At 65.5% G+C, this 24,360-nt stretch carries 23 protein-coding genes; 17 read left to right on the top strand and 6 right to left on the bottom strand.

Features of this window, described 5'->3' with window-relative positions:
• The first annotated feature begins 35 nt into the window (after positions 1–35).
• The 8 genes from gpmA (at position 36) to AC58EF_RS20495 (ending at position 8,018) form a co-directional block, all read left to right on the top strand.
• Positions 36–722, top strand: a complete 687-nt coding sequence (gpmA, locus tag AC58EF_RS20530; protein ID WP_497278239.1) for a 2,3-diphosphoglycerate-dependent phosphoglycerate mutase — start codon at positions 36–38, stop codon at positions 720–722.
• 97 nt (positions 723–819) lie between these two features.
• The gene (gene purE / locus AC58EF_RS20525; protein WP_497278238.1) at positions 820–1,308 is read left to right on the top strand and encodes a 5-(carboxyamino)imidazole ribonucleotide mutase; all 489 of its coding nucleotides are present in this window, start codon (positions 820–822) and stop codon (positions 1,306–1,308) included.
• A gap of 11 nt (positions 1,309–1,319) precedes the next feature.
• Positions 1,320–2,390 carry a 5-(carboxyamino)imidazole ribonucleotide synthase gene (locus tag AC58EF_RS20520; RefSeq protein WP_497278237.1) on the top strand — a complete coding sequence of 357 codons (1,071 nt, stop codon included), beginning with the start codon at positions 1,320–1,322 and terminating at the stop codon, positions 2,388–2,390.
• Between the two features lie 145 nt (positions 2,391–2,535).
• Entirely contained in the window at positions 2,536–3,024 is a 489-nt protein-coding gene (locus AC58EF_RS20515; RefSeq protein ID WP_497278235.1) for a dihydrofolate reductase, read from the top strand.
• Positions 3,025–3,122: 98 nt separating this feature from the next.
• Complete coding sequence (locus AC58EF_RS20510; RefSeq protein WP_497278234.1) at positions 3,123–4,064, top strand: bifunctional riboflavin kinase/FAD synthetase; 942 nt, start codon at positions 3,123–3,125, stop codon at positions 4,062–4,064.
• Positions 4,065–4,183: 119 nt separating this feature from the next.
• A complete protein-coding gene (gene ileS, locus AC58EF_RS20505) occupies positions 4,184–7,087 on the top strand; it encodes an isoleucine--tRNA ligase (protein ID WP_497278233.1) in 2,904 nt (967 codons plus the stop codon).
• Complete coding sequence (gene lspA, locus AC58EF_RS20500; RefSeq protein ID WP_497278232.1) at positions 7,084–7,605, top strand: signal peptidase II; 522 nt, start codon at positions 7,084–7,086, stop codon at positions 7,603–7,605. The genes ileS and lspA overlap by 4 nt, the downstream gene beginning before the upstream one ends.
• Positions 7,602–8,018 carry a DUF3035 domain-containing protein gene (locus tag AC58EF_RS20495; protein ID WP_497278230.1) on the top strand — a complete coding sequence of 139 codons (417 nt, stop codon included), beginning with the start codon at positions 7,602–7,604 and terminating at the stop codon, positions 8,016–8,018. Before lspA ends, AC58EF_RS20495 begins: the two co-directional genes overlap by 4 nt.
• Positions 8,019–8,082: 64 nt before the next feature.
• Here the strand turns inward: AC58EF_RS20495 and AC58EF_RS20490 are convergent, their stop codons facing one another.
• Positions 8,083–8,436 (bottom strand): YbaN family protein, encoded by a 354-nt coding sequence (locus tag AC58EF_RS20490; protein WP_497278228.1) that lies wholly within the window; start codon positions 8,434–8,436, stop codon positions 8,083–8,085.
• A 378-nt stretch (positions 8,437–8,814) separates the two neighbouring features.
• Between AC58EF_RS20490 and AC58EF_RS20485 the strand changes: the two genes are divergently transcribed.
• From AC58EF_RS20485 to msrA, 5 genes are all read left to right on the top strand, one after another.
• Positions 8,815–9,690, top strand: a complete 876-nt coding sequence (locus AC58EF_RS20485; protein ID WP_497278227.1) for a UDP-2,3-diacylglucosamine diphosphatase — start codon at positions 8,815–8,817, stop codon at positions 9,688–9,690.
• An 11-nt stretch (positions 9,691–9,701) separates the two neighbouring features.
• Positions 9,702–10,730 (top strand): glycosyltransferase family 4 protein, encoded by a 1,029-nt coding sequence (locus AC58EF_RS20480; protein ID WP_497278226.1) that lies wholly within the window; start codon positions 9,702–9,704, stop codon positions 10,728–10,730.
• A gap of 129 nt (positions 10,731–10,859) precedes the next feature.
• Positions 10,860–11,543, top strand: a complete 684-nt coding sequence (locus tag AC58EF_RS20475; RefSeq protein WP_497278299.1) for a DUF1013 domain-containing protein — start codon at positions 10,860–10,862, stop codon at positions 11,541–11,543.
• 137 nt (positions 11,544–11,680) lie between these two features.
• Positions 11,681–13,387 (top strand): long-chain-fatty-acid--CoA ligase, encoded by a 1,707-nt coding sequence (locus AC58EF_RS20470; RefSeq protein ID WP_497278225.1) that lies wholly within the window; start codon positions 11,681–11,683, stop codon positions 13,385–13,387.
• 55 nt (positions 13,388–13,442) lie between these two features.
• Positions 13,443–13,976, top strand: a complete 534-nt coding sequence (msrA, locus tag AC58EF_RS20465) for a peptide-methionine (S)-S-oxide reductase MsrA (RefSeq protein WP_497278224.1) — start codon at positions 13,443–13,445, stop codon at positions 13,974–13,976.
• Positions 13,977–14,028: 52 nt separating this feature from the next.
• Here msrA and rnhA read toward each other — a convergent pair whose 3' ends face one another.
• From rnhA to ispH, 3 genes are all read right to left on the bottom strand, one after another.
• Entirely contained in the window at positions 14,029–14,475 is a 447-nt protein-coding gene (gene rnhA / locus AC58EF_RS20460; RefSeq protein ID WP_497278222.1) for a ribonuclease HI, read from the bottom strand.
• A gap of 87 nt (positions 14,476–14,562) precedes the next feature.
• Complete coding sequence (thrB, locus tag AC58EF_RS20455; RefSeq protein ID WP_497278221.1) at positions 14,563–15,555, bottom strand: homoserine kinase; 993 nt, start codon at positions 15,553–15,555, stop codon at positions 14,563–14,565.
• Positions 15,556–15,679: 124 nt separating this feature from the next.
• Positions 15,680–16,639, bottom strand: coding sequence for a 4-hydroxy-3-methylbut-2-enyl diphosphate reductase (gene ispH / locus AC58EF_RS20450; protein ID WP_497278219.1), 960 nt, complete (start codon positions 16,637–16,639; stop codon positions 15,680–15,682).
• Positions 16,640–16,810: 171 nt separating this feature from the next.
• Here ispH and AC58EF_RS20445 point away from each other — a divergent pair, with 171 nt between their 5' ends.
• From AC58EF_RS20445 to nagZ, 4 genes are all read left to right on the top strand, one after another.
• Positions 16,811–17,419 carry a hypothetical protein gene (locus AC58EF_RS20445; RefSeq protein ID WP_497278297.1) on the top strand — a complete coding sequence of 203 codons (609 nt, stop codon included), beginning with the start codon at positions 16,811–16,813 and terminating at the stop codon, positions 17,417–17,419.
• 116 nt (positions 17,420–17,535) lie between these two features.
• Positions 17,536–19,263, top strand: a complete 1,728-nt coding sequence (gene argS / locus AC58EF_RS20440; protein WP_497278218.1) for an arginine--tRNA ligase — start codon at positions 17,536–17,538, stop codon at positions 19,261–19,263.
• Positions 19,264–19,274: 11 nt separating this feature from the next.
• The gene (locus AC58EF_RS20435; RefSeq protein ID WP_497278217.1) at positions 19,275–19,991 is read left to right on the top strand and encodes an SPOR domain-containing protein; all 717 of its coding nucleotides are present in this window, start codon (positions 19,275–19,277) and stop codon (positions 19,989–19,991) included.
• Between the two features lie 79 nt (positions 19,992–20,070).
• Complete coding sequence (nagZ, locus tag AC58EF_RS20430) at positions 20,071–21,084, top strand: beta-N-acetylhexosaminidase (protein ID WP_497278216.1); 1,014 nt, start codon at positions 20,071–20,073, stop codon at positions 21,082–21,084.
• A 347-nt stretch (positions 21,085–21,431) separates the two neighbouring features.
• On the opposite strand, the gene astD is transcribed toward nagZ, so the two are convergent.
• The gene (astD, locus tag AC58EF_RS20425) at positions 21,432–22,865 is read right to left on the bottom strand and encodes a succinylglutamate-semialdehyde dehydrogenase (RefSeq protein ID WP_497278215.1); all 1,434 of its coding nucleotides are present in this window, start codon (positions 22,863–22,865) and stop codon (positions 21,432–21,434) included.
• Between the two features lie 63 nt (positions 22,866–22,928).
• Positions 22,929–24,326, bottom strand: coding sequence for a protein adenylyltransferase SelO family protein (locus tag AC58EF_RS20420; RefSeq protein WP_497278214.1), 1,398 nt, complete (start codon positions 24,324–24,326; stop codon positions 22,929–22,931).
• Between the last annotated feature and the right edge of the window lie 34 nt (positions 24,327–24,360).

The following is a 24,360-nucleotide window of genomic DNA, read 5'->3' as shown; positions in this document are numbered from 1 at the left end:
CATCATTTGCCGCCATCGAGCAGGAGACGTGCCCTATGCCCACTCTCGTCCTTATCCGCCACGGCCAGTCGGCCTGGAATCTGGAAAACCGCTTCACCGGCTGGTGGGACGTCGATGTGACGGAGAAGGGCGTCGAGGAAGCGCGCGCTGCGGGCCGGCTGATGGCGCAAAAGGGGCTGGACTTCGATCAGTGCTACACCTCGCTCCAGACCCGCGCGATCAAGACGCTAAACCTCGCCCTGGAGGAAATGGGCCGGCTCTGGCTGCCGGTCGAGAAGGACTGGCGCCTCAACGAACGCCATTATGGCGGCCTCACCGGCCTCAACAAGGCGGAGACGGCGGCCAAACATGGCGACGATCAGGTCAAGATCTGGCGCCGCAGCTTCGACATCCCGCCGCCGGTGCTGGAAGCGGGCAGCGAATTCGACCTGTCGGCCGATCGCCGCTATGCCGGCATCGCCATCCCCTCGACCGAGAGCCTGAAGGACACGATCGCCCGCGTGCTGCCCTATTGGGAATCGGCCATCGCCCCTGACCTCAGGGCCGGCAAGCGCGTGCTGATTTCCGCCCATGGCAATTCGCTGCGTGCGCTGGTGAAGCATCTGTCGAACATCCCCGACAACGAGATCACCGAGCTGGAAATCCCGACCGGCCAGCCGATCGTCTATGAGCTGGCCGACGATCTGAGCGCGATCGACCGCTATTATCTGTCGGAGCGCTAATCGCGATTTCTGAACGGTTATACTTATCATTGCCCCTTAGCGGCCCGGCCGCTAAGGGGCTTTGCTTTCCGGACCGGGCTATCAGGGGAAGCGGAATATGAGCGGGGCAGTGGAAGTCGGCATCATCATGGGGTCGCGGTCCGATTGGGACACGATGCGCCATGCCGCCGAGACGCTCGAAGCGCTGGGCGTCGCCCATGAATGCAAGGTGGTGTCCGCCCACCGCACCCCGCAGCGCCTCTATGACTATGCCACGGGCGCGGCGGCGCGGGGCCTGAAGGTCATCATCGCCGGCGCGGGCGGCGCGGCGCATCTGCCCGGCATGGCGGCGTCGATGACGCGGCTGCCGGTGCTGGGCGTGCCGGTCGAATCCAAGGCGCTGAAGGGCATGGATTCGCTCCTCTCCATCGTCCAGATGCCCGGCGGTATCCCTGTCGGCACGCTGGCGATCGGCAAACCCGGTGCGATCAATGCGGGACTGCTGGCCGCCGCGATCCTCGCCACCCATGATCCGGACCTGGCCGAACGGCTGGACGCCTGGCGCGCGCGCCAGACCGACGCCGTCGCCGAAACCGTCGAAGACTGAGCGGAACATATATGACGACCATCGCGCCCGGCTCCACCATCGGCATTATCGGCGGCGGCCAGCTTGGCCGGATGATCGCCATGGCGGCGGCGCAGCTGGGCTATCGCACCTGCATCTACGCGCCCGAGGAAAGCGGCCCCGCCGCCGATGTCTCGCCCTGCTGGACGCGGGGCGCCTATGAGAATGCCGATGCGCTCGCGGCCTTTGCCGATGGCGTCGATGTCGTCACCTATGAGTTCGAGAATATCGATCCCGCTGCGGTCGAGGTGCTTAGCACCCATGGGCTGGTCCGCCCCGGCGCGCAGGCGCTGCGCGTGGCGCAGGACCGGCTCGCCGAAAAGCGCTTCGTCTGCAATCTGGGCGGCCTGACCGCGCCCTTCGCTCCGGTCGAGAGCCTCGACGACCTCGAAAGCGCGATCGAGCAGGTCGGCAGCCGCGCGATCCTCAAGACCAACCGCATGGGCTATGACGGTAAGGGGCAGGCGCGCCTGTCGGAGCCGGGCGACGCCGTCGGCGCCTGGAACGCCATCGGCCGCCAGAGTGCCATATTGGAAGGTTTCGTCACCTTCGCCGAGGAATTTTCGGTGATTCTGGTGCGCGGCGCGGATGGGGCGGTGCGCTTCTGGGATTCGCCTGCCAACGTCCATGTGAACGGCATATTGTCGACCTCGACCGCGCCCGCCGGGCCGCTGATCGAGGGGCAGGTGGAACAGGCGCGCGCCATGGCGAAGCAGGTCGCCGACGCACTCGACTATGTCGGCGTGCTGACCTGCGAATTTTTCGCCAGCGCCGACGGTCCGGTCTTCAACGAAATGGCCCCGCGCGTCCACAATAGCGGCCACTGGACGATCGAGGGCGCGGTGACGAGCCAGTTCGAAAATCATGTCCGCGCCATTTGCGGTCTGCCGCTGGGCGACACCGGCCTCGCCGCGCCGCGCGTCGAGATGCGCAACCTGATCGGTGACGACGCCAATGACTGGCAGGCGATCCTGTCCGACCCGGCCAATCACCTGCACCTCTATGGCAAGCATGAGGCGCGCCCCGGCCGCAAGATGGGGCATGTGACGCGGTTGTCGCTGTGAAGCAGACCTGCGCCTGCTTGTCCGTCATCCCCGCGAAGGCGGGGATCCATCTCCGAACCTTGCGGATAGGGCGATGGCGGGAGATGGATTGCTTGCGGCGCGCTAGCGCGTCCCGCCTGCGCGAGAATGACGAAGGGTGCCGGAGATGAGCAACACCCAAATCACCCTCGTCCTCGCCCGCGCCGACAATGGCGTGATCGGCAGGGATGGCGACCTGCCGTGGCGGCTGCCGGCGGACCTCCGGCATTTCAAGGCGATCACCGTCGGTCATCCGATGATCATGGGCCGCAAGACCTTCGACAGCCTGCCCGGTCTGCTGCCCGGCCGCCGCCATATCGTGCTGACGCGGGATAGGGGCTGGACGGGGGAGGGCGCTGAGGTTGCCCATGATGTGGCCGGCGCCGTCGTCCTCGCCGATGCGCCCACCGTGATGGTGATCGGCGGCGCGGAAATCTACCGCCTGTTCCTGCCGCTGGCCGATCGGATCGAACTGACCGAAGTGCATCTGGAAGCGGCGGGCGACGCCGCCATCGCCTATCCCGACACGGCGGACTGGCAGGAAATAGCGCGCGAGGATCATCCGGCGCTGGATGGGCGCCCGGCCTACAGCTTCGTCACCTTCGTGCGGCGATAAAATATTTCGTCATTGCGAGCGTAGCCAAGCAATGACGGGTATGCCGGTCGGTATCGCATCCATTGCCACGCTCTCTTCGCCCCCCTATAGCCCGCGCGATGGAACGGCTCCTGAGCAGCGCCCCGATCCCCTCGCATCTGCGCGGCAGCATCATGGCGCTCGGCAATTTCGATGGGTTTCACGCGGGCCATCAGGCGGTGGTCGGCCGCGCCATCGCCCGCGCCCGCGCCGAGGGGCGGCCGGCGATCGTCGCCACCTTCGACCCGCATCCCGTGCGCCTCTTCCGGCCCGATACGCCCTGGTTCCGCCTGACCACGCTGGACCAGCGGCAGGCGCTGTTCGCGGCGGCGGGCGCCGACGCCATGCTGGTGTTCGAATTCGACGCCGCCATGGCCGCGATGCGCGCGGAGGAATTTGCCGGCTTTCTGGTGCAGGGCATGGGCGCCGCCGGCGTCGTCACCGGGCAGGATTTCACCTTCGGCAAGGCCAAGAGCGGCACTGCCGCTACGCTGGCCGAACTGGGCGGTGCGCTGGGCATGGTGGCCGAAGCCGTGCCTGCCGTCACCGACGAAACGGGGGAGGTGGTGTCCTCCAGCCGCATCCGCGACGCGCTCAAGGCCGGGGACTGCGCCACGGCGACACGCCTGCTGACGCGGCCCTTTGCCATTCAGGGCGTGGTGCAGCATGGCGACAAGCTGGGCCGCACCATCGGCTTTCCGACCGCCAATGTCGACATGGGCCATTATCTGCGCCCCGCTTATGGCATCTATGCGGTGCGCGGGCTGCTCCCCGACGGGCGGGTGCTCGACGGGGCGGCGAATCTGGGCATCCGTCCCAGCTTCGATCCGCCCAAAGAATTGCTGGAGCCGCATTTCTTCGATTTCGCCGAAAGCCTCTATGATCAGCAGATCGAGGTGCAACTGATCCACTATCTGCGGCCGGAGGCGAAATTTGACGGCCTCGAGCCGTTGATGGCGCAGATCGCGCGGGACTGCGACGATGCTCGGCAAATCCTTGCGGGAACGCCCCACCTCGCTTAATGCCGCGCAATTATTCATAACCCCGTTCGCTTCGAGCGAAGTCGAGAAGCGATCAGCGCCGTGCCTGCGTTTCTCGACTGCGCTCGAAACGAACGGATGTTTGCAGATACCGGACACCCATGACCGACGCACCTGACTACAAGTCCACCGTCTTCCTTCCCGTCACCGACTTTCCGATGAAGGCGGGCCTGAGCGCCAAGGAACCGGCCATCGCGGCGAAGTGGGAGGCGATGGACCTCTATGGCAAGCTGCGCGAGAAGCGCGCCGGCCGCGAACGTTTCATCCTGCATGACGGCCCGCCCTACGCCAATGGCGACATCCATATGGGCCATGCGATGAACAAGGTGCTGAAGGACATCATCGTTCGCAGCCAGTCGCTGCTGGGCAAGGATGCGCCCTATGTGCCCGGCTGGGACTGCCACGGCCTGCCGATCGAATGGAAGATCGAGGAGGAATATCGCAAGAAGAAGCTGAACAAGGACGAGGTGCCCGCGTCCGAGTTCCGCGCCCAGTGCCGCGCCTATGCCGACAAGTGGGTGGGCGTGCAGAAGGATCAGTTCAAGCGCCTGGGCATCATGGGTGATTGGGAAGACCCCTATCTTACCATGAAGTTCGATGCCGAGGCGACGATTGTCGGCGAACTGCTGAAATTCGCGGAAAGCGGCCAACTCTATCGCGGCGCCAAGCCCGTCATGTGGTCCCCGGTCGAAAAGACCGCGCTGGCCGAGGCGGAAGTGGAATATGAGGACATCGTTTCGACCCAGGTCGACGTGGCGTTCGAGATCGTGGAAGCGCCGAATGCGCCGGAACTGGTCGGCGCCCATGCGGTGATCTGGACCACCACGCCCTGGACGATCCCGGTGAACCAGGCCTTGGCTTATGGGCCGGATGTTGAATATGTCCTTGTGGAAAGTGGCGGCCGTAAGCTGTTGCTTGCTGAAGCGCTCATCGCTTCCGTCCTCAACCGTCATTCCCGCGAAGGCGGGAACCCATCTCCCGACCTTGCACCGGCCGCAGCGCCGGAGATGGATCCCCGCCTTCGCGGGGATGACAATGTCATTTGGAAGGGCAAAGGCTCGCAACTAGCCGGAGCCGTCGCGCGTCACCCGATGCACGCGCTCGGCGGCTTCTTCGCGAAGCCCCGTCCGTTCCTCGCGGGCGATTTCGTCACCACCGACGCGGGCACGGGCCTTGTCCACATGGCGCCCGACCATGGCGAGGACGACTTCGCGCTGTGCAAGGCGCATGGCCTGAACCCCGTCTTCGCCGTAGAGGGCGACGGCAAATATCGCGCCGACTGGCTCTGGCTGGGCGGCCAAGGCTCGGTCATCAACCCCAAATTCGTCAGCAAGGACGGCCCGATCTGCACCGACCTGGCGCAAGCGGGCGGGCTGCTCGCCGCATCCGACGATTTCCGCCACAGCTATCCGCACAGCTGGCGGTCCAAGGCGAAGATCATTTTCCGCTGCACGCCGCAATGGTTCATCCCGATGGACAAGCCGCAGCAAGGCGTGGTGGTCGATGTCGAGGGCGGCGTGATGCCGACCCCGATCGTCACCGGCAACGGCCCGACCCTGCGCGAAATCGCGCTCGACGCCATCGAGCACACCCGCTGGGTGCCCGAGCGCTCGACCAACCGCATCCGCTCCATGGTCGAAGGTCGCCCCGACTGGGTCATCAGCCGCCAGCGCGCCTGGGGCGTGCCGATCGCCCTCTATGTCCATCGCAAGAGCGGCGACTATCTGGTTGATCCGGCGGTCAATGCCCGCATCATCGAAGCGTTCAAGGGCGCGGGTGCGGACGCCTGGTTCGGCGCGGATCATCAGGCGCTGCTCGGCCCCGATTACGACCTCAACGACTATGAGGTGGTGAACGACATTCTCGACGTCTGGTTCGATTCCGGCTCGACTCACAGCTTCGTGGTGGAGGGCCGCTATGGTGAAGGCACGCGCGCCGACCTCTATATCGAAGGATCGGACCAGCATCGCGGCTGGTTCCAGTCCTCGCTGCTGGAAAGCTGTGGCACCCGCGGCCAGGCGCCCTACAAGGCGGTGCTGACCCATGGCTTCGCGCTCGACGGGTCGGGCAAGAAAATGTCCAAGTCGCTCGGCAATGTCGTCGATCCGCTGAAGATCATGAGCGAGAGCGGCGCGGATATCCTGCGCGTCTGGGTCGCCAGCACCGACTATTTCGATGACGTCCGCATCGGCAAGGAAGTGCTCGCCGGCTCGTCCGATGCCTATCGCAAATTGCGCAATACTTTCCGTTATATGCTCGGCGCTCTTTCCGACTATGATGAAGAGACGGAAGCCGTCTCCTACGCGGAAATGCCGGAGCTGGAGCGCTATATGCTCCATCGTCTCGCCCAGCTCGATGCCGAACTGCGCGCCGTGGTGGACAAGGCCGCGAAGAGCGAGAACTGGCTAGAATTCAGCCGCTACACCCGGGCTATCTTCGACTTCGCGAACAGCGACCTGTCAGCCTTCTTCTTCGACATCCGCAAGGATTGCCTCTATTGCGATGCGAAGTCGGACCCCAAGCGGCGCGCCTATCGCACCCTGCTCGACACGCTGTTCCATGCGCTGGTCCGCTATGTCGCGCCGATCATCCCCTTCACCGCTGAGGAGGTGTGGCAAAGTCGTTTCCCAAGCGACGAGGATAGCGTCCATTTCCTAGAATGGCCGGAGATCGACCATCACTGGATCAACGGCCATCTGAACGACAAATGGGCCGAACTGCGCGACCAGCGCGAGCAGGTGAACGAGGCGATCGAACCCTTCCGCCGCGAGAAGATCATCCGCTCCAGTCTGGAGGCCGACGTCACCATGGGCGAAATGCTGCCCAGCGATGGTGTGAACTTCGCCGAAATCGCTATCGTCGCGCGGATTGAGATGGGCGTTGGCGACGGCATCATCGTCAAGCCCAGCGAATGGAACAAGTGCGGCCGCTGCTGGCGCCTGCTGCCCGAGGTCAAGGAGGACGGCACGCTCTGCAACCGCTGCGACGCGGTGCTGAGCGCATGAGCCTCCAGCCCGCCATCAATCACCGCCCGCTGGGGTTGACCGTCGCGATCGCGACGCTCGCGCTCGACCAGCTCATCAAATATACCGTCACCTATCCGCTCGCGCTCAAGAGCCGGGCGGATATGGGGATCGACATATTGCCGATCTTCCGCCTGCGCTGGTTGGAAAATCGCGGCGTTTCCATGGGCTTCTTCCATGCCGACACCAATGTCATGCGCTGGGCGCTGGTCGGCATGACCATGTTGATCGCGGGCTTCGTGGGCGTGTGGATGTGGCGCGAGCGCGCGCGGCAGGATGTCGCGGCGCTGGGGCTGGTGCTGGGCGGGGCGATCGGCAATATCGTCGACCGGGTTCGCCTGGGCTATGTCGTTGATTATGCGGACCTGCATTTCGGCGAATGGCGGCCCTTCCTGATTTTCAACCTGGCCGACGCGGCGATCACGATCGGCGTGCTGATCCTGCTTGCGCGGGCGCTGCTGCTGCGCGACAAGGGCGCAAAGACGGAGACTTTGAAGTGAAGCGTAAACTGATCCTCGCCGCTGGCCTTGTGACCACCCTGTCGGCCTGTGGCGGTGGCGGCGGCCTGATGGGCCGCGACCGCCCCGATGAATTCGCCGTCTCGCGTCAGGCGCCGCTGGTGATCCCGCCCGACTTCGCGCTCGTCCCGCCCGCGCCCGGCACGCCGGCCGCCGCCGCGGTCGATTCGCGCAGCGAAGCGATGCAGGCTATGTTCGGCGGCCCCGCGCCGCGCAGCGCCAGCGAAAGCGCGACCCTGAGCGCCGCTGGCCGCGCCAATGCGGCTGCGGGCATCCGGTCTTCGGCGGGCGATCCCGACACGCAGGTGGTCGACAAGGGCGCCACCACCCGCGACATCATCGCCGCGCCCGAAGGCGACGGCCAGAACGCCCGCGCCTCGGTGCCGCAACAATAAGAATAGCGAAGGAAGGGGCGGACGCAGGAAACATGCTCCAGGCGCATTGATTATGCGTCGTCCGTCATGCCTCCGGCCGGGTCCATATCCAGCGGCCGCCGATCAGTGCGGCGGCAAGAGGTGCGAGGGGCCAGGGCCATGGGGAGAAGAATAACGCCAGCAGCACGCTGAAGGCAAAGGCGGCCAGCGCCGCTTTCTTGCCGCGGCGGCTGATGGCGCCATGTTCGCGCCAGCGGCGGATATGCGGGCCGAAATGCTTGTGGTCGAGCAGTTTCGCTTCGAGGCGAGGGCTGGAGCGGGCGAAGCAGAAGGCGGCGAGGATCATGAAGGGGACGGTCGGCAGCAGCGGCAGGAAGGCGCCGATCGCGCCAAGGCCGATCGAAATGAGCCCGGCGATGAGATAGAGATGCCGCCGCATGTTTGTCCTGTTCCAGGCCGGTGGGGTGCGCCGCCATGCTATCGCCTCGCAGGTGCGTCACGATCTGACAAGTGCCGGTTGTCGTCAACATGATCATTTCGCCTGTCAAAAGAAGCATATTTGCTTGCTTCGTTGGGTTGCAGAGATTGCTGTCGCGCCCGGCGCGACGGTGAGCGCTGTTTGCCGCCCTGACCTTCGTTTCGGTAAACCTTCCCCTATCGGCGCAGTGCTTTCAGGGCGACGGCGATGCGCCTCAGCGCCGCTATGCGTGCATGAACCCACGCAAATCGTAGCATTTTCGTCATATTCCCTGCGAAGTTGTAACATAGCGGCGCTAGGGATTCGCTCCCAAGGACACACGTCTTTGGGGATCGTATCATGAACGCCATTACGCGCCTGCCCTTCCTTAGCGACCTGGAAGAAGGCGCGGACGACCGCTTCCATATCCCGGAGAGGGAAGGGCAGCGTCGCCGCTATCGCACCATCTGGATTTCGGACATCCACCTCGGCACGCGCGGCTGCAACGCGACCATGCTGATCGATTTCCTCGACAATGTGGACAGCGACACCATCTATCTGGTGGGCGACATCATCGACGGATGGCGGCTGAAGAAGCGCTTTTACTGGCCGGCCAGCCATAATGACGTGGTGTGGCGCCTGATGAAGCGCGCCAAGCGCGGCACGCGGGTCGTCTACATCCCCGGCAATCATGATGAGATGTTCCGCCAGTTCACGGGCATGAGCTTTGGCGGCGTGGAAATCCGGCGCAAGGCGATCCACATGACCGCGGACGGGCGCAAGCTGCTGGTGCTGCATGGCGACGAGTTCGACACGATCATGCTGGCGCACCGCTGGCTCGCCTTCGTCGGCGACGCCGCCTATACGACGCTGATGCGCCTCAACGTGGTGGTGAATGCCGTCCGCCAGCGCATGGGCCTGCCTTACTGGTCGCTCAGCAAGATGGCCAAGCACAAGGTCAAGAACGCCGTCTCCTTCATCTCCCGCTTCGAGGAAGTGGTATCGCACGAGGCCGGCGCGCGCGGCGTCGACGGCGTGGTGTGCGGCCATATCCACAATGCCGAAATGCGCGAGATCGACGGCGTCGCATATTATAATGACGGCGACTGGGTGGAAGGCTGCACCGCGCTGGTCGAGCATTTCGACGGGCGGATGGAGGTGCTGCACTGGGCCGACGAGATCGCCGCCCGCACCGCCAAGGAAAATCCGAAGCAATCCTCCCGGCTGGCTGCTTGACGGAGGCGGGCGTGCGGATCGCGATCGTCACCGACGCCTGGACCCCGCAAGTCAATGGCGTGGTGCGCACGCTCCAGACGATCCAGCGCGAGCTGGAGCAGATGGGGCATGCGGTGAAGGTGATCTCCCCCGACCTTTACGGCTCCATTCCCTGTCCGACCTATCCCGAAATCCGGCTGGCGCTGGTTCGGTCGAGCGTGGTGGGGCAGGCGATCGCGGCCTTCCGCCCCGATGCGGTGCATTTGGCGACCGAGGGGCCGCTCTGCGTCGCGGCGCGGCGCTGGTGCCTGCGCAGCGGCGTGCCCTTCACCACCGCCTATCACACCCATTTCCCCGATTATGTGGCGCAGCGCACCGGCCTGCCCGCCGCCTGGTTCTGGCGCTATATCCGCTGGTTCCATGGCCCGGCTCAGGCGGTGCTGGTGTCGACCCGATCCGTGCGCGAGCAGTTGCGTGCCCATGGCGTCGCCAATGTGCGTCCCTGGGGCAGGGGCGTCGACCTGGCTGCCTTCACGCCCGATGCGTCACCGCCGGCGCTGTTCGCTGATCTGCCGCGTCCGATCATGCTCTATGTCGGGCGGGTCGCGGTCGAGAAGAATCTGGAAGCGTTCCTCGCGACCGATCATATCGGCACCAAAGTGGTGGTCGGCGACGGCCCCGCGCGCGCGGCGCTGGAGCGGGCCTATCCGCAGGCGCGTTTCCTGGGCGCCTTGTTCGGGACGGAACTGGCGGGCGCCTATGCCGGCGCTGACGTGTTCGTCTTCCCCAGCCGTACCGATACGTTCGGGCTGGTGATGATCGAGGCGCTGGCCTGCGGCACGCCAGTCGCGGCCTATCCGGTGACGGGGCCGGTCGATATCGTGACGCCGGAAACCGGCGCGCTGTCGGAAGATCTGGGGCAGGCCATCACCGACGCGCTGGCGCGGGACCGGCAGACCTGCGCCGCTTATGGTCGCGGCTTCAGCTGGGATCGCAGCGCGCGCGAATTCCTGTCCGGGCTGCACGCGATCGACCCCGAGGTCATCGAAAGCGCCGCCTGACGCTTTTCCCTGCCGGATTTTCTTGCCGCAAAGGCCGGGATGGACTATCCCTGCTCCGTCGCGGCCGCCCTGATTGGGCGGCCCTTATCGTTTTTACGTGCCGGAGATGACCCCGTGTCCCAGCCTCTCATGCCCCACGCGACTGCCAGCTGGCTGGTCGACAATAGCGCTCTGAGCTTCGACCAGATCGCGGAATTTTGCGGGCTTCATATCCTCGAAGTGCAGGCGATCGCCGACGATACCGCCAGCATCAAATATACCGGCCGCGATCCGGTGCGCGCCCATGAGATCACCATGGAGGAAATCCACAAGGGCGAGCAGAACCCCGATTACAAGCTCAAGATGCTGAAGGGGCCGGAGCCGGTCCGTCGCACCAAGGGGCCGCGCTACACCCCGGTCAGCAAGCGTCAGGACAAGCCTGACGGCATCGCCTGGATATTGCGCAACCACCCGGAGATTTCGGACGGTGCGATCGGCAAGCTGATCGGCACCACCCGCACCACCATCGCTGCGATCCGCGACCGCACCCATTGGAACATCAGCAACATCGTGCCCAAGGACCCGGTCACGCTGGGCCTCTGTTCGCAGCGCGAACTGGATGCGCTGGTGACGAAGGCGGCGAAGAAGGCGGGCATCGAGGCGCCAACCGATTCGCGTCTGGACGGCGACCGCGAGGCGCTGATCGAGGAACTGCGCCGCGAGCGCCAGGACGCAGCGCGCCGCGCCGAAGAGGCGTTGAAGAGCGAAGCCGAACTGATTTCGGGCGCCGCCTCCATCCTTGATCCCTTCAGCGGGAACAAGAGCGAGGAGTGATGCCGTAGCGTCATCGGCGGTCGCATCCCGATCCCCGCGACGCAGGGAAATTCCAGGGGCTGCGCTGGCATTCGGCGCAGCCCTTTTTCCTATGGTTGACGCTTGCGTAAAGCAGATGTTGGCCATACAGTTCGGCTATGGAGAGCGTAGAAAAAATCCTGACGGATAAATATCAACATCCCACCGCGTGGGACCAGACCTTCCCGCCGCTGTCTATGGGACAGATGGTGACGGATAGCGCGACGGCGCATCCACAGGCCGCCATGATCGATTTCATGGGCCGCAAGTTCAGCTATGGCGAGATGTACGACCAGATCCGCCGCGTCGCCTGCGGGTTGCAGGCGATTGGGGTCAGGAAGGGCGACCGGGTCGGCCTCTATCTGCCCAACACGCCCCATTATGTTGCTGCCTATTATGGCGCGCTGCTGGCCGGCGCAATCGTCGTGAACTTCTCCCCCCTCTACACTGCCGCCGAACTGGAGCATCAGGTCGAGGACAGCGGCACGAAAATCCTCTTCACCCTATCGGCCAAGGCGCTGCTGCCGACCGCGCTGGAGGTGCTGGAGCATAGCTCGCTCGAAACGCTGATCGTCGGAACGGTCGCGGAAGTGCTCTCGCCGGTCAAGTCGCTGCTGTTCCGCTGGTTCAAGGCGAGCGAATGCGCGCCGCTGCCCCACGATCCCCGTGTGCTGCGCTATGACCGCTTCATCGCCAACAAGGGCGATTGCGCGGTGGCGGACATCGATCCGCTGAACGATATCGCGCTGCTGCAATATACCGGGGGCACCACCGGCACGCCCAAGGGGGCGATGCTGACGCACCAGAATCTGACCGCCAATGCCCGGCAGGCGCAGGCGATCGACCCGCGCGTCAATGAGGAAGACCGGATCATCGCGGTTCTGCCCTTCTTCCACGTTTTCGCCAACACCTGCACGCTCAACCGCACGGTGATGAATGGCGGCGAGATGGTGATGCTGCCGCGCTTCGATGCGGCCCAAGTGCTGGCCGCGATCCAGCGGGTCAAGGCGACCTCGCTGCCCGGCGTGCCGACCATGTATCAGGCGCTGCTCGACCATCCGGCGATCCGCAATATCGACTTTTCCTCGCTGCGCGCCTGCATATCGGGGGGCGCGCCGCTGCCGCTGGAACTGAAGCAGAAGTTCGAGGCGGCGACCGGCGCGCGCCTGATCGAGGGCTATGGCCTGACCGAGACCAGCCCGATCGTCTGCGCCAATCCCTATGAGGGGGTGAACAAGAGCGGGACGGTGGGGCAACCGGTGCCGGGCACGCATGTGAAGCTGGTCGACCGCGAGGACCCGACCCGTCCGCCGCCGGAAGGCGAACCGGGCGAACTGCTCTTCGCCGGGCCGCAGATCATGAAGGGCTATTGGAACCGGCCCGATGCCGACGCCGAAGTGTTCGTCGGCGATTTCATCCGCACCGGCGATGTGGGGATCATCGACGAGGACGGCTATGTGAAGATCGTCGATCGCCTCAAGGATATGATCGCGGTCGGCGGGTTCAAGGTCTTCCCCAGCCAGGTGGAATCGGTCCTCTACCATCATCCCGCGGTCAAGGAGGCGCTGGTGATCGGCGTGCCCGACCGCTACCGGGGCGAACAGCCCAAGGCCTTCGTGACGCTGAACGAGGGCGCGGAGATAGACGGGGCGGGCCTCAAGGATTGGCTCAACCCGCAGCTCGGCAAGCATGAGCGGGTGAGCGAGGTGGAGGTGCGGCTGAACCTGCCCAAGACTCTGGTCGGCAAGCTGTCGCGCAAGGAACTGGTGGTGGAGGAACGGGCCAAGGCGGAAGCGGTGGCGAAGGAGGCTGGAACGGCGGCCTGATCCTTCCTATCTGTGCGGTCGACAAAGACCCCGAAATAGACAAGGAACTGGACATATGGCCGACGAAATCGCGACGCTCGCCGGGGGATGCTTCTGGTGCACCGAGGCGGTGTATCAGAATCTCAAGGGCGTGAGGGCGGTGGAAAGCGGCTATATCGGCGGCACGCTGCCCGATCCCACCTATGAGCAGGTCTGTTCGGGCACGACCGGCCATGCCGAAGCGATCCGCATCACCTATGACCCGGCGGTTATCGGCTATGCCGACCTGCTCGACATCTTCTTCGCGACGCATAACCCGACGACGCTGAACCGCCAAGGTAATGATATCGGCACTCAATATCGCTCCGCCATCTTCCCCCATTCCGCCGATCAGGAAGCGCAGGCGCGCGCGGGCATCGAGCGGGCACAGGCGGACCAGAGCGACCCGATCGTCACCGCGATCGAACCGGACGCCCCCTGGTATCCGGCCGAGGATTATCATCAGAAATATTGGGAGCGGGTCGGCGACCGGAATCCTTATTGCATGGCCGTGATCCCGCCTAAGCTCGCCAAGCTGCGCAAGGGATTTGCAGCGCGGATCGAGGGGTGAGGCGCGCGTAAGCTGCTCCGCAGTCGGAACCCGCGCTGAACGCCGGTCAGCGCTATTTCCGAAACATCTCCGCCGCCGCGCAGGCAAGCTGGTCGGCGCGTTCATTCTCCGGGTGGCCGGCATGGCCCTTCACCCATTTCCACGTCACCTGATGGCGGGCGGCGGCCTTGAGCAGTTCTTGCCAGATCTCGACATTCTTGACCGGCTTGTTGTCGGCGGTCTTCCAGCCCTTCTTCTGCCAGCCGAACACCCATTTGGTGATGCCGTCCATCACATATTTGCTGTCGGTATGGAGGGTCACGCGGCAAGGCTTTTTGAGCATGTTGAGCGCCTCGACGGCGGCCATCATCTCCATGCGGTTGTTGGTGGTCTGCGCCTCGCCGCCGGAAATTTCCTTTTCCGTGGTTCCGAAGCGCAGCACCGCGCCCCAGCCGCCGGGGCCGGGATTGCCCTTGCACGCGCCGTCGGTGAAGATATCGACTTGGGGAAGATCGGTCATATTTTCTCCTCCGTTCGGTTCGAGCGTGTCGAGAACCGGCTCTTGACCCCTTCTCGACTTCGCTCGAAGCGAACGGATCCTAATTCTTCATGCGCCCAGCAATTCAGCCGGGTCGGCCTTGGCGTAGAAGTCCAGCCGGCGCAGATAGGCCAGCGGGTCTTTCCGCGTCACCAGCGCGTCGGCGGGCGTGTTAATCCAGTCATAGGCCCGCGTCAGCAGGAAGCGCAAAGCCGCGCCACGGCACAGGATCGGGAAGGCGGCGCGCTCGGCGTCGCTGAGGCCGTGCGCTTCCTCATAGCCCGCGCCCAACGCTGCCGCGCGCTCGCCGAACCAGGTCGCGCCGTCATGGCTGAACACCCAGGCGCTATGCATGACGGCCAGATCATAGGCGCGGATATCGGTGCAGCTGAAATAAAAGTCGATGAGGCCCGTCACCTCCTCCCCCAGCATCAGCACATTGTCGGGGAAGAGATCGGCATGGATCACCGAACGGGGCAGATCAGCGGGCCAATGGGCGTCGAGATAGGTCAGTTCCTCGGCGACGCGGGCGGCGAGTCCGGGTTCGATCCGGTCGAAATCCTCGCCGCAGGCGGCGGCCAGCGCGCGCCAGCCATCCTTGTCGAGCGCGTTGCGGCGTTCGCCGGCGAAACCCTGCGCCGCCCGGTGCAACTCGCCCAGCGCCACGCCGGCGGCGCGCGCCTGTCCAGGGGTCGGCTCGGTGACGGAGATGCCGGTCAGGAACTCGATCAGGCAGGCGGGGCGGCCCGACAGTTGCTGGAGGCGCTTGCCTTCACGATCGGCGATGAAGCGGGGGACGAGGCAGCCCCGCGCCCCCAGATGGTCGAGCAGATCCATGAAGAAAGGCAGGTCCGCCTCGTCCACCCGCTTTTCGTAGAGCGTCAGGATGTAGCGATGGCTTCCTCCAGGACCGGAAGCGCCGTCGCGGCCGGTGGTTTCGAGCAGATAATTGCTGTTCTCCACGCCTTCGGCGATGCCCTTGGCCGATACCAGGCGGCCGGCGTCATAGCGGGTGAGGAAGGCGTCAATCTCCTCGGCGGGGACATGGGTATAAACGGCCATTTCACACTATCTTCATCTGGAGGATCGTCATTGCGAGCGTAGTGAAGCAATCCATCGTGCCGCCATTGGATTGCTTCGCTACGCTCGCAATGACGGATGAAAAAAACCTGCTTCATGAACAGGCTCAGGCTGTCTCCAGTCCGCGGGGCAGCTTGAAGGCGATATGCTCCTGCGCGGTCTCGACCTGCTGCTCGTCGAGGGCAAAACGCGCCCCGATATGGTCCACCACTTCGCGCACCAGCACTTCGGGGGCGGAGGCGCCGGCGGTCAGGCCCAGCGTCTTCACATTCGTCAGCCAGTCGAAATCGATGTCGGCGGCGCGCTGGATCAGGCGGGCGGGGGTGCCTTCGCGCTCCGCCACCTCGACCAGCCGCAGCGAGTTGGAACTGTTGGGCGCGCCGATCACATAGACCGCGTCGCAGCGGGCGGCGATCGCCTTCACCGCCGTCTGGCGGTTGGACGTGGCGTAGCAGATATCCTCTCCCTTGGGCGCGTGGATCGCCGGGAAGCGGCGCAGCAGCGTCGCGACGATCGCGGCGGTATCGTCGACCGACAGGGTGGTCTGGGTCAGGAAGGACAGGTTGGCCGGGTCGGCGGGCGTGAAAACCTCGGCATCCTCCACCGTTTCGATGAGGCTCATCGTGCCGGCCGGCACCTGGCCGAAGGTGCCGATCACCTCCGGATGTCCCTTGTGGCCGATGAACAGGATGTGGCGGCCGGCATCGACCTGACGCTCGGCCTGGCGATGGACCTTGCTGACCAGCGGGCAGGTGGCGTCGAGATAGTCGAGGCCGCGCTCCTCCGCCTTGGCCGGCACCGCCTTGGGCACGCCATGGGCGGAAAAGACCACGGGCACGCCGTCGGGCACCTGGTCCAGTTCATCGACGAAGATGGCGCCCTTGGCCTTCAGCCTGTCGACGACGAACTTGTTGTGGACGATTTCGTGGCGGACATAGACGGGGGCGCCATATTTCTCGATCGCCTTCTCGACGATGACGATCGCACGGTCGACCCCGGCGCAGAAGCCGCGCGGCGCGGCGATCAGCAGGGTCATGGGCGGCAGGGCGGCGGGCGCATCGGTCATGCCTGCCGCTTAGGCGAATGTGGCTCCGGAAGAAAGGGTGAACCGGAAAGCCGCTTCCTTGCGGTTGCGTGGCAGGCGGGGGATGGATAAGGAAGCGCAAAGCTTCTGGCCCTTGCGGGCTGCGCCAAGGAATATCTGCCTGTGAAAAAATCTTCTATCGCCCTGACCGCCATGCTGGCCCTTGCTCTGGCGGGCTGCTCGCGGCGGGGTGAGATCGACCCGACGGGCGGCATCGTGGCAGTGCGGTCGGCTTGCCCGGTGGCGGCGATCCCGGCGCAGACCGGCGACATCACCCTGTTCAACCCCTCCAGCAGCACCGATGCGTCGGCGATCGACGTGGTGGCGAACATCACCAACCTGCGATCGACCTGCGCGGATGGCGATCAATTCTATACCGAGGCGACCTTCACCGTGAACGCCCGCCGCAGCGACGCCAGCGCGGCGCGGCAGGTCGTGCTGCCCTATTTCTCGGCCGTGGTGCAGGGCGGCAACGCCGTGATCGCCAAGCGCATCGGCCAGGTGACGCTGAACTTCGCGGCCGGCGACTATCGGGCCAGCGCGCAGGCCAAGGGCGGCTCCTATGTCGACAAGGGCGCCGCCACGCTGCCCGCCGACATCCAGCAGAAGATCACGCAGAAGCGCAAGGCCGGGGACGCCGACGCCGCGATCGATCCCTTCGCCCAGCCCGACGTCAAGGCGGCGTTGCAGCGAACCAGTTTCGAGCTGCTCGTGGGTTTCAACCTGACCCAGGACCAGCTCCGATATAACGCGACCCGTTAAGCTCAGCCCCATTCAACCGTTCGGGCTGAGCTTGTCGAAGCCCTGCCCTTCTTGAAGAAAAGAGCGGCCCTTCGACAGGCTCAGGGCGAACGGAACTTGTAAGAAAGTTTCGTCCCGTGTCCCTTTACATCCGTTTCACCGCCCATCTCGATGCTGTGCTCGACGCGCTGGAGGCCGACGGTGTGTTGCCCGCCGGCCTCAACCGCAAGCCGGTGACGGTGGAGCCGCCGCGCGATCCCAGCCATGGCGACCTTGCCACCAACGCCGCCATGGTGCTGGCCAAGCCCGCCGGCGCCAATCCGCGCGCGCTGGCCGAAGCGATCGTGACCAGGCTCCAGGCGCTGGACGAAGTCGAAAGCGCCGCCATCGCCGGTCCCGGCTTCATCAACCTCAGCCTGACCGACGCCACCTGGCGCGCGGAACTGGCGGCGATCCATGCCGACGCGGCCGATTATGGCCGCTCCGATGTCGGGCAGGGCGTGACGGTCAATGTCGAATATGTCTCGGCCAACCCGACCGGCCCCATGCATATGGGCCATTGCCGCGGCGCGGTGGTGGGCGACGCGCTCGCCACGCTGCTGGAATATGCCGGGCACAAGGTGATCCGCGAATATTATATCAACGATGCGGGTGGGCAGGTCGATGTGCTCGCCCGGTCGGCGCATCTTCGCTACCGCGAGGCGCTGGGCCAGGATGTCGGCCCCATCCCAGAAGGCCTCTATCCGGGCGACTATCTGGTGCCGGTGGGGCAGGCGCTTGCGGCCGAATATGGCGACAGGTTCGTGGGCGCGCCGGAAGTGGACTGGCTTGTGCTGTTCCGTACCTTCGCGGTGGCGAAAATGATGGACATGATCCGCAGCGACCTCGCTTTGCTCGGCATCCATCATGACATTTTCTCGTCGGAGGCGGAATTGCAGGCGGCGGGCAAGCCGGAACAGGCCGAAGCCTGGCTGCGCGCCCATGACCTGGTCTATGACGGCGTGCTGGAAGCGCCCAAGGGCGAATTGCCCGACGACTGGGAGCCGGTGGAGCTGCCGCTGTTCCGCTCGACCAGATTCGGCGACGATCAGGATCGTCCGATCAAGAAGTCGAACGGGGCCTGGACCTATTTCGGCGCCGACATGGCCTATCATTACCAGAAGGCGCAGAGCGCCGACCAGTTGATCGACATCTGGGGCGCGGACCATGCCGGCACGGTGAAGCGCATCCAGGCCGCCGTCGCCGCGCTGACCGAGGGCAAGGCGCGGTTCGACGTGAAGCTGATCCAGATGGTCCGGCTGCTGCGCGACGGCGAGCCGGTGAAGATGTCCAAGCGCGCGGGCAATTTCGTGACGCTGGCCGATGTGGTCCAGGAAGTGGGCAAGGATGTCGTCCGCTTCACCATGCTGACCCGCAAGGCCGACGCCCAGATGGACTTCGATTTCGCCAAGGTGGTGGAGGCGTCGAAGGACAATCCGGTCTTCTATGTGCAATATGCCCATGCGCGGATTTCCTCGCTCGGCCGGCGCGCGCAGGAGGCGGGGATCGATCTGCCCGCGCCCGACCTGTCCCTTCTTGGGACGGCGGAACTGGCCATGGTCAAGCTGGCCGCCCAGTTCCCGCGCGTCGTGGAAGGATCGGCGCAGGCGCGCGAGCCGCACCGGATCGCCTTCTATCTCAATGACTTGGCGTCGGCCTTCCATGGCTGGTGGAATATGGGCAATGACGATCCGCGGGCGCGCGTGATTCTGGCGGATGATCCGGCGATTACGGCTACCCGCCTTTTCCTCGCCCAGGGAATCGGGCAGATTATCCGCAATGGCCTGGCCCTGATGGGTGTGGCCGCCCTGACGGAAATGCAGTGAGGCGCTGAAACATGGGCGATTATGCGCGCGGTCGACTCGATCTGGACGATGAGGATCGGCTGCCCTGGCTGGAGCCGGCGATGGACGAGGAAGAGGAACGGCTTTCGCCGCTGCGCCTGCTGGGGTTGATCCTGGTCGGGCTGGCGCTGATCGGCGCGGTCGTGGCCGGGGTCTGGTGGGTGCAGAACCGCAATGGCGGCGCGGCCGGCGAAGGCAAGCTGATCCCCGCGCCCACGGGCGACTACAAGATCCCCGCGCATGAGGCCGACGCCAGGAAGTTCGACGGCGAAGGCGACGCCAGCTACGCTGCGAGCGAGGGCGTGGCGCGCGATGGCCGGATCGATCCGAGCCGCGTGCCCGAAGCGCCGATCACCGGCACTGCGCCCGCGCCCGGCAACGCCAGGCCCTCTGTCGCGCCGCGCGCGGCGCAGAGCGTGTCCGCCCGCGTGACCGATGAAACCGCGGTCAAGCCGGCGGCCGCGCCCAAGGCGGCGACGGCTGGCGGCACGATCCAGCTGGGCGCCTATGGCAGCGCGGCGGTCGCCAAGGATGCCTGGGGCCGCCTGTCCAAGCGCTTCGCCTATCTCGCCCCGCTCGCCATGACGATCGAGGCTGCCGAGGTCGGCGGCGGCACCCTCTATCGCCTGCGCGCCGGCGCCGGCGGGCAGGCGAGCATGATCTGCGGCAAGCTCAAGGTCGCGGGCGAAAGCTGCATGGTGGTGAACTGAGGCCGCGGCGACCGCCGGTTATGGTCGCCCTGCCATTTGCGCTTCGACAGCCGGCGTGGGGGACGCTAGAATCGTCGCCATGAAACCCGTCATCTTCGGCCTTGCCGGCGACACCCTGACCCCCGACGAGCGCGCCTTCTTCGCGGAGGCGGAGCCGGCGGGCTATATCCTGTTCAAGCGCAATATCGTCGACCGCGCACAGTTGCGGGCGCTGACCGACGATCTGCGCTCCATCCATGGGCGCGACGACCTGCTGATCATGATCGATCAGGAAGGCGGGCGCGTGACCCGGATGCAAAGCCCGGTCTGGCCGAGCTTCCCGCCGGGTGCGGTGTTCGACCGGCTCTATGACGTGGCGCCGTCGAGTGCGATCGCGGCGGCGCGCGCCAATGCGCGGGCGATCGCGTTGACGCTGGCGGAGGTGGGGATCACCGTCGACGCCTTGCCCCTGCTCGACGTGCGGCAGGAAGGGGCGAGCGACATCATGGGCGACCGAACCCTGGGCGCAGAACCGATGCGGGTGGCGGCTTTGGGCCGCGCGGTGCTGGAAGGGCTGGCAGATGGTGGCGTGGTCGGCATCGTCAAGCATATTCCCGGCCATGGCCGCGCGCTGGTCGACAGCCATCTGGCACTGCCGGTCGTGAACGCCAATCTCAACGCGCTCGAAACCGATCTCGCGCCGTTCCGTACGCTGCGGAGCGCGCCGATCGGGATGACGGCGCATGTCGTCTACACCGAATGGGATGCGGATCGCCCCGCCAGCCTGTCGCCGACCGTGATCGGCGAGATCATCCGCCAGCGGATCGGCTTCGACGGGCTGTTGATGTCCGATGACCTCGACATGAAGGCACTCAGGGGCAGCATCCCGGAGCTGGCGGCGGGGGTGGTGGCGGCCGGATGCGACCTGGCGCTCAACTGCTTCGGCCGGATGGATGACATGGTGGGCATTGCGGAAAGGCTGCCGGAGATCAGCGAGGTGTCGAGGACGCGGCTCGATCGCGCCATGGCGAGTGTGACGCGGGGAATCGACCAGCCGCCGCTGGAGGAATTGCTCGCGACGCGGGACCAGTTGCTGGAGCCGGTCGCGGCTTGACCGGTGGAATGACGAGNGTGTCGAGGACGCGGCTCGATCGCGCCATGGCGAGTGTGACGCGGGGAATCGACCAGCCGCCGCTGGAGGAATTGCTCGCGACGCGGGACCAGTTGCTGGAGCCGGTCGCGGCTTGACCGGTGGAATGACGAGGATGGGTGGGAACATGACATTCCCCTCCCGTAAACGGGAGGGGCAGCGAGACTTATTCGCGGAGCGAATTAGTCGCAGCGGGGTGGGCTATAGCACCAAGGTCGCGTAGGCCAACCCCCTAACCCCCTCCCGCAAGCGGGAGGGGGAACTATGTCCGCAAATGGCCCAAACCCGCCGAACCGGCAGGCGTCCCTCGCTCAATCCCCCATCGCGCTGACGTCGATCTCCCTCAACCCCACGCCGATCGACGCGCGGGGCGTTTCGATCTCGACCGACACCACCGGATGGGCGCAATAATCGGCGGCATAATAGGCGCTGGGCCGGTGATTGCCCGATATGCCTACGCCGCCAAAGGGGGCGCTGGACGCCGCGCCGTTGGTCGGGCGGTTCCAATTGACCACGCCGGCGCGGACGTTCGACCAGAATTGGCTATATTGTTCGGGCGATCCGCCGATCAATGAGGCGGAGAGGCCGTAGCGGCTGTTGTTCGCCTCCGCGATGGCGTCGCCGAACTCGGCCACGCGCACGACCTGGAGCAGCGGCCCGAACAGTTCGACATCGGGCCGTTCCTTCATCGCGGTCACGTCGATGATCGCGGGCGTCAGGAAGGGCAGGCCCGGCTTGGTGCGGACCATATGCTTGATCGGCCGGCCGCCGTTGCTCATCAGCCAGAGGAAACTTTCGGTGAGGCCGTCGGCCGCCTGATTGTCGATCACCGGCCCCATATAGGGGGCGGGATCGGCATGGGGATGGTCGACGATCAGCCGATCGGCGAGTTTCTTGACCTCCGCGATGAGCCGGTCGGCCAGGCTTTCCTTGACGATCAGCCGGCTGGCGGCGGTGCAGCGCTGGCCGCTGCTGAGGAAGGCGGATTGGATGACGATCGCGGCGGCGGCGTGGATTTCGGGCGTGTCCCACACGACGATGGGATTGTTGCCGCCCATTTCGAGCGCCAGGATCTTGGACGGCTGGGCCGCGAACTGGCGATTGATCGCGATGCCGGTCTGCGCCGAACCGGTGAAGAGGATGCCGCCGACATCGGGATGCGCGGCCAGCGCCTTGCCCGCATCCGCCCCGCCGACCAGCAGCCGCACCGCATCCGCCGGCACGCCCGCCTCATGATAGAGTTTCACCAGCATCTCGCCCACGGCGGGCGTCTTGTCCGACGGCTTGAATATCACCGCATTGCCGGCGAGCAGCGCGGGAATGATATGGCCGTTGGGCAGGTGCGCCGGGAAATTATAGGGGCCGATCACCGCCATCACGCCATGGGGCTTGTGCCGCACCGACTGGCGCGCGCCCAGATTGGCCTCCAGCCGCCGCTGCCCGGTGCGCTCGGAATAGGCGGCGACGCTGATGTCGACCTTGGCCATGACGGCGGCGACTTCGGTCCGCGCATCCCAGAGCGGCTTGCCCGTCTCCCGCGCGATCAGGTCGGCCAGAGCTTCCTCGTTGCGGCGCACGACATTGACGAAACGGCGCAGCGTCTCGATGCGATAGGCGATGGGCTGCGCGGCCCATTTCGGCCAGGCGGCGCGGGCGCGCGCCACTTCGGCATCGACATCGCCCGGCTCGCCCTGCCAGAGCAGCGCGCCGGTAGCGGGTTCATGGGATGTAAGCGGCGCGACCATTTGCGGGCCGGTATGGCGGAAAATGGTTAAGGAAAGACGAGGGGGCCATCAAAGGCCGAGCCTTCAAGGCACCGCCGGTCCATCCCCATGCGCCGCGCCCATCCGCCGGATTGCCGCGACCTTGGCGTGGAGCGGCGCCCAGTCGTCGTCCCTGTCGATCGCGCTCCAGATCGCCTCGACCTCCTCGATATGCATGGAGCAGGGGGCTTCGTCGGCCCAATAGGGGTGATCCCTCACCCCCAACACAGCCGTAAAGTCCATGATCGCCTCGCGGAAGGGCGCCCAGGCGGCGTCACCATAGATGGACCCGTCGCGGGCCATCCCGCCGCGCCAGTCGTGGAAGAAACGGTCGATCCCCGTGCCGGACGTCACCATGCCGCGAACCGCCGCCTCGATCATCGCGCCGGGTTCCGCGCCCGGCTCCACGCCCAGCCGCCAGCAGAAGCGCCGCTGCATGGCTTCGCCATAGAGCGCCGGAAACCGTTCCAGCTCTGCGATCAGCGGCTCGGCTTCCACCAATGGCCGCAGCGACACCGCCAGTTGCGCCACGTCCCAATGGATCGCCTCCGCCTGCCGCCCGAAGGCGTAGAGGCCGGCATGGTCGAAATAGGCGGCGGTGAAGCCCGCGTCCCAGAGCGGGGTGAAGCGCCACGGGCCATAGTCGAAGCTCTCGCCCGTCACATTGATATTGTCGCTGTTGAGCACGCCATGGACGAAGCCCGCGACCATGTAGCTGGCGGCGAGATCGGCGGTGCGCTCCACCACCCGCCCCAATAGTTGCGCGGGCGGATTTTCGCCCGGCGTCTCGTCATAGAGCCGCGTCAGTGCATAGTCGGTCAGCCGCTCCAGCAGCACCTTGTCGTCATGGAAGGCGGCGCGCTGGAAAGACCCGATGCGCACATGCGAATGGCTGAGGCGCACCATCACCGCCGCGCGGGTGGGGGAGGGTTCGTCATTGCGCTCCAGCGCCTCGCCTGTCTCGATGATCGAAAAGGTCTTGGACGTATTGACCCCCAGCGCCTCCAGCATCTCGGTCGCCAATATCTCGCGCACGCCTCCCTTCAGCGTCAGCCGCCCGTCGCCGAAACGGCTATAGGGCGTCTGCCCCGATCCCTTGGTGCCAAGGTCCAGCAAGCGCCCCACATCATCGCGCAACTGCGCGAACAGGAAACCGCGCCCGTCGCCGATATCGGGATTATAATGGCGGAACTGATGCCCATGGTATCGCAGCGCCAGCGGCCGGGTCAGGCTGCCTTCGAGTGGCGAAAAGCGGCCGAAATGCGCGATCCATTCCTCGTCGCTCAATCCGCCCAGCCCGACGGATGCGGCCGCCCGGTCGTTGCGGTAGCGCAGGATGGTCTGCGGGAAGTCCGCCGCCGCGACGGGATCGCCGATGTCGGGCATCAGCGTGTCGATTTCGGTCGCGGGACGATATTTGGCGGCTTGCGGCGTCTGGTTCATATGGCGATATGGGGGAGACAGGGCGGAAGGATCA

Source organism: Sphingobium sp. WR1 (assembly GCF_059693745.1).
This window is presented reverse-complemented; position numbering and strand designations above follow the sequence as displayed.

What these genes read in the sequence shown, in the direction of transcription:
- AC58EF_RS20420 (WP_497278214.1), bottom strand. Translation starts at nt 24,326, where the DNA reads ATGAACCAGACGCCGCAAGCCGCCAAATATCGTCCCGCGACCGAAATC.
- AC58EF_RS20475 (WP_497278299.1), top strand. Translation starts at nt 10,860, where the DNA reads ATGCCCCACGCGACTGCCAGCTGGCTGGTCGACAATAGCGCTCTGAGC.
- AC58EF_RS20445 (WP_497278297.1), top strand. Translation starts at nt 16,811, where the DNA reads ATGCTGGCCCTTGCTCTGGCGGGCTGCTCGCGGCGGGGTGAGATCGAC.
- AC58EF_RS20510 (WP_497278234.1), top strand. Translation starts at nt 3,123, where the DNA reads ATGGAACGGCTCCTGAGCAGCGCCCCGATCCCCTCGCATCTGCGCGGC.
- AC58EF_RS20485 (WP_497278227.1), top strand. Translation starts at nt 8,815, where the DNA reads ATGAACGCCATTACGCGCCTGCCCTTCCTTAGCGACCTGGAAGAAGGC.
- AC58EF_RS20470 (WP_497278225.1), top strand. Translation starts at nt 11,681, where the DNA reads ATGGAGAGCGTAGAAAAAATCCTGACGGATAAATATCAACATCCCACC.
- ileS (WP_497278233.1), top strand. Translation starts at nt 4,184, where the DNA reads ATGACCGACGCACCTGACTACAAGTCCACCGTCTTCCTTCCCGTCACC.
- ispH (WP_497278219.1), bottom strand. Translation starts at nt 16,639, where the DNA reads ATGACCGATGCGCCCGCCGCCCTGCCGCCCATGACCCTGCTGATCGCC.
- lspA (WP_497278232.1), top strand. Translation starts at nt 7,084, where the DNA reads ATGAGCCTCCAGCCCGCCATCAATCACCGCCCGCTGGGGTTGACCGTC.
- thrB (WP_497278221.1), bottom strand. Translation starts at nt 15,555, where the DNA reads ATGGCCGTTTATACCCATGTCCCCGCCGAGGAGATTGACGCCTTCCTC.
- AC58EF_RS20490 (WP_497278228.1), bottom strand. Translation starts at nt 8,436, where the DNA reads ATGCGGCGGCATCTCTATCTCATCGCCGGGCTCATTTCGATCGGCCTT.
- nagZ (WP_497278216.1), top strand. Translation starts at nt 20,071, where the DNA reads ATGAAACCCGTCATCTTCGGCCTTGCCGGCGACACCCTGACCCCCGAC.
- AC58EF_RS20520 (WP_497278237.1), top strand. Translation starts at nt 1,320, where the DNA reads ATGACGACCATCGCGCCCGGCTCCACCATCGGCATTATCGGCGGCGGC.
- rnhA (WP_497278222.1), bottom strand. Translation starts at nt 14,475, where the DNA reads ATGACCGATCTTCCCCAAGTCGATATCTTCACCGACGGCGCGTGCAAG.
- purE (WP_497278238.1), top strand. Translation starts at nt 820, where the DNA reads ATGAGCGGGGCAGTGGAAGTCGGCATCATCATGGGGTCGCGGTCCGAT.
- AC58EF_RS20515 (WP_497278235.1), top strand. Translation starts at nt 2,536, where the DNA reads ATGAGCAACACCCAAATCACCCTCGTCCTCGCCCGCGCCGACAATGGC.
- msrA (WP_497278224.1), top strand. Translation starts at nt 13,443, where the DNA reads ATGGCCGACGAAATCGCGACGCTCGCCGGGGGATGCTTCTGGTGCACC.
- AC58EF_RS20435 (WP_497278217.1), top strand. Translation starts at nt 19,275, where the DNA reads ATGGGCGATTATGCGCGCGGTCGACTCGATCTGGACGATGAGGATCGG.
- astD (WP_497278215.1), bottom strand. Translation starts at nt 22,865, where the DNA reads ATGGTCGCGCCGCTTACATCCCATGAACCCGCTACCGGCGCGCTGCTC.
- gpmA (WP_497278239.1), top strand. Translation starts at nt 36, where the DNA reads ATGCCCACTCTCGTCCTTATCCGCCACGGCCAGTCGGCCTGGAATCTG.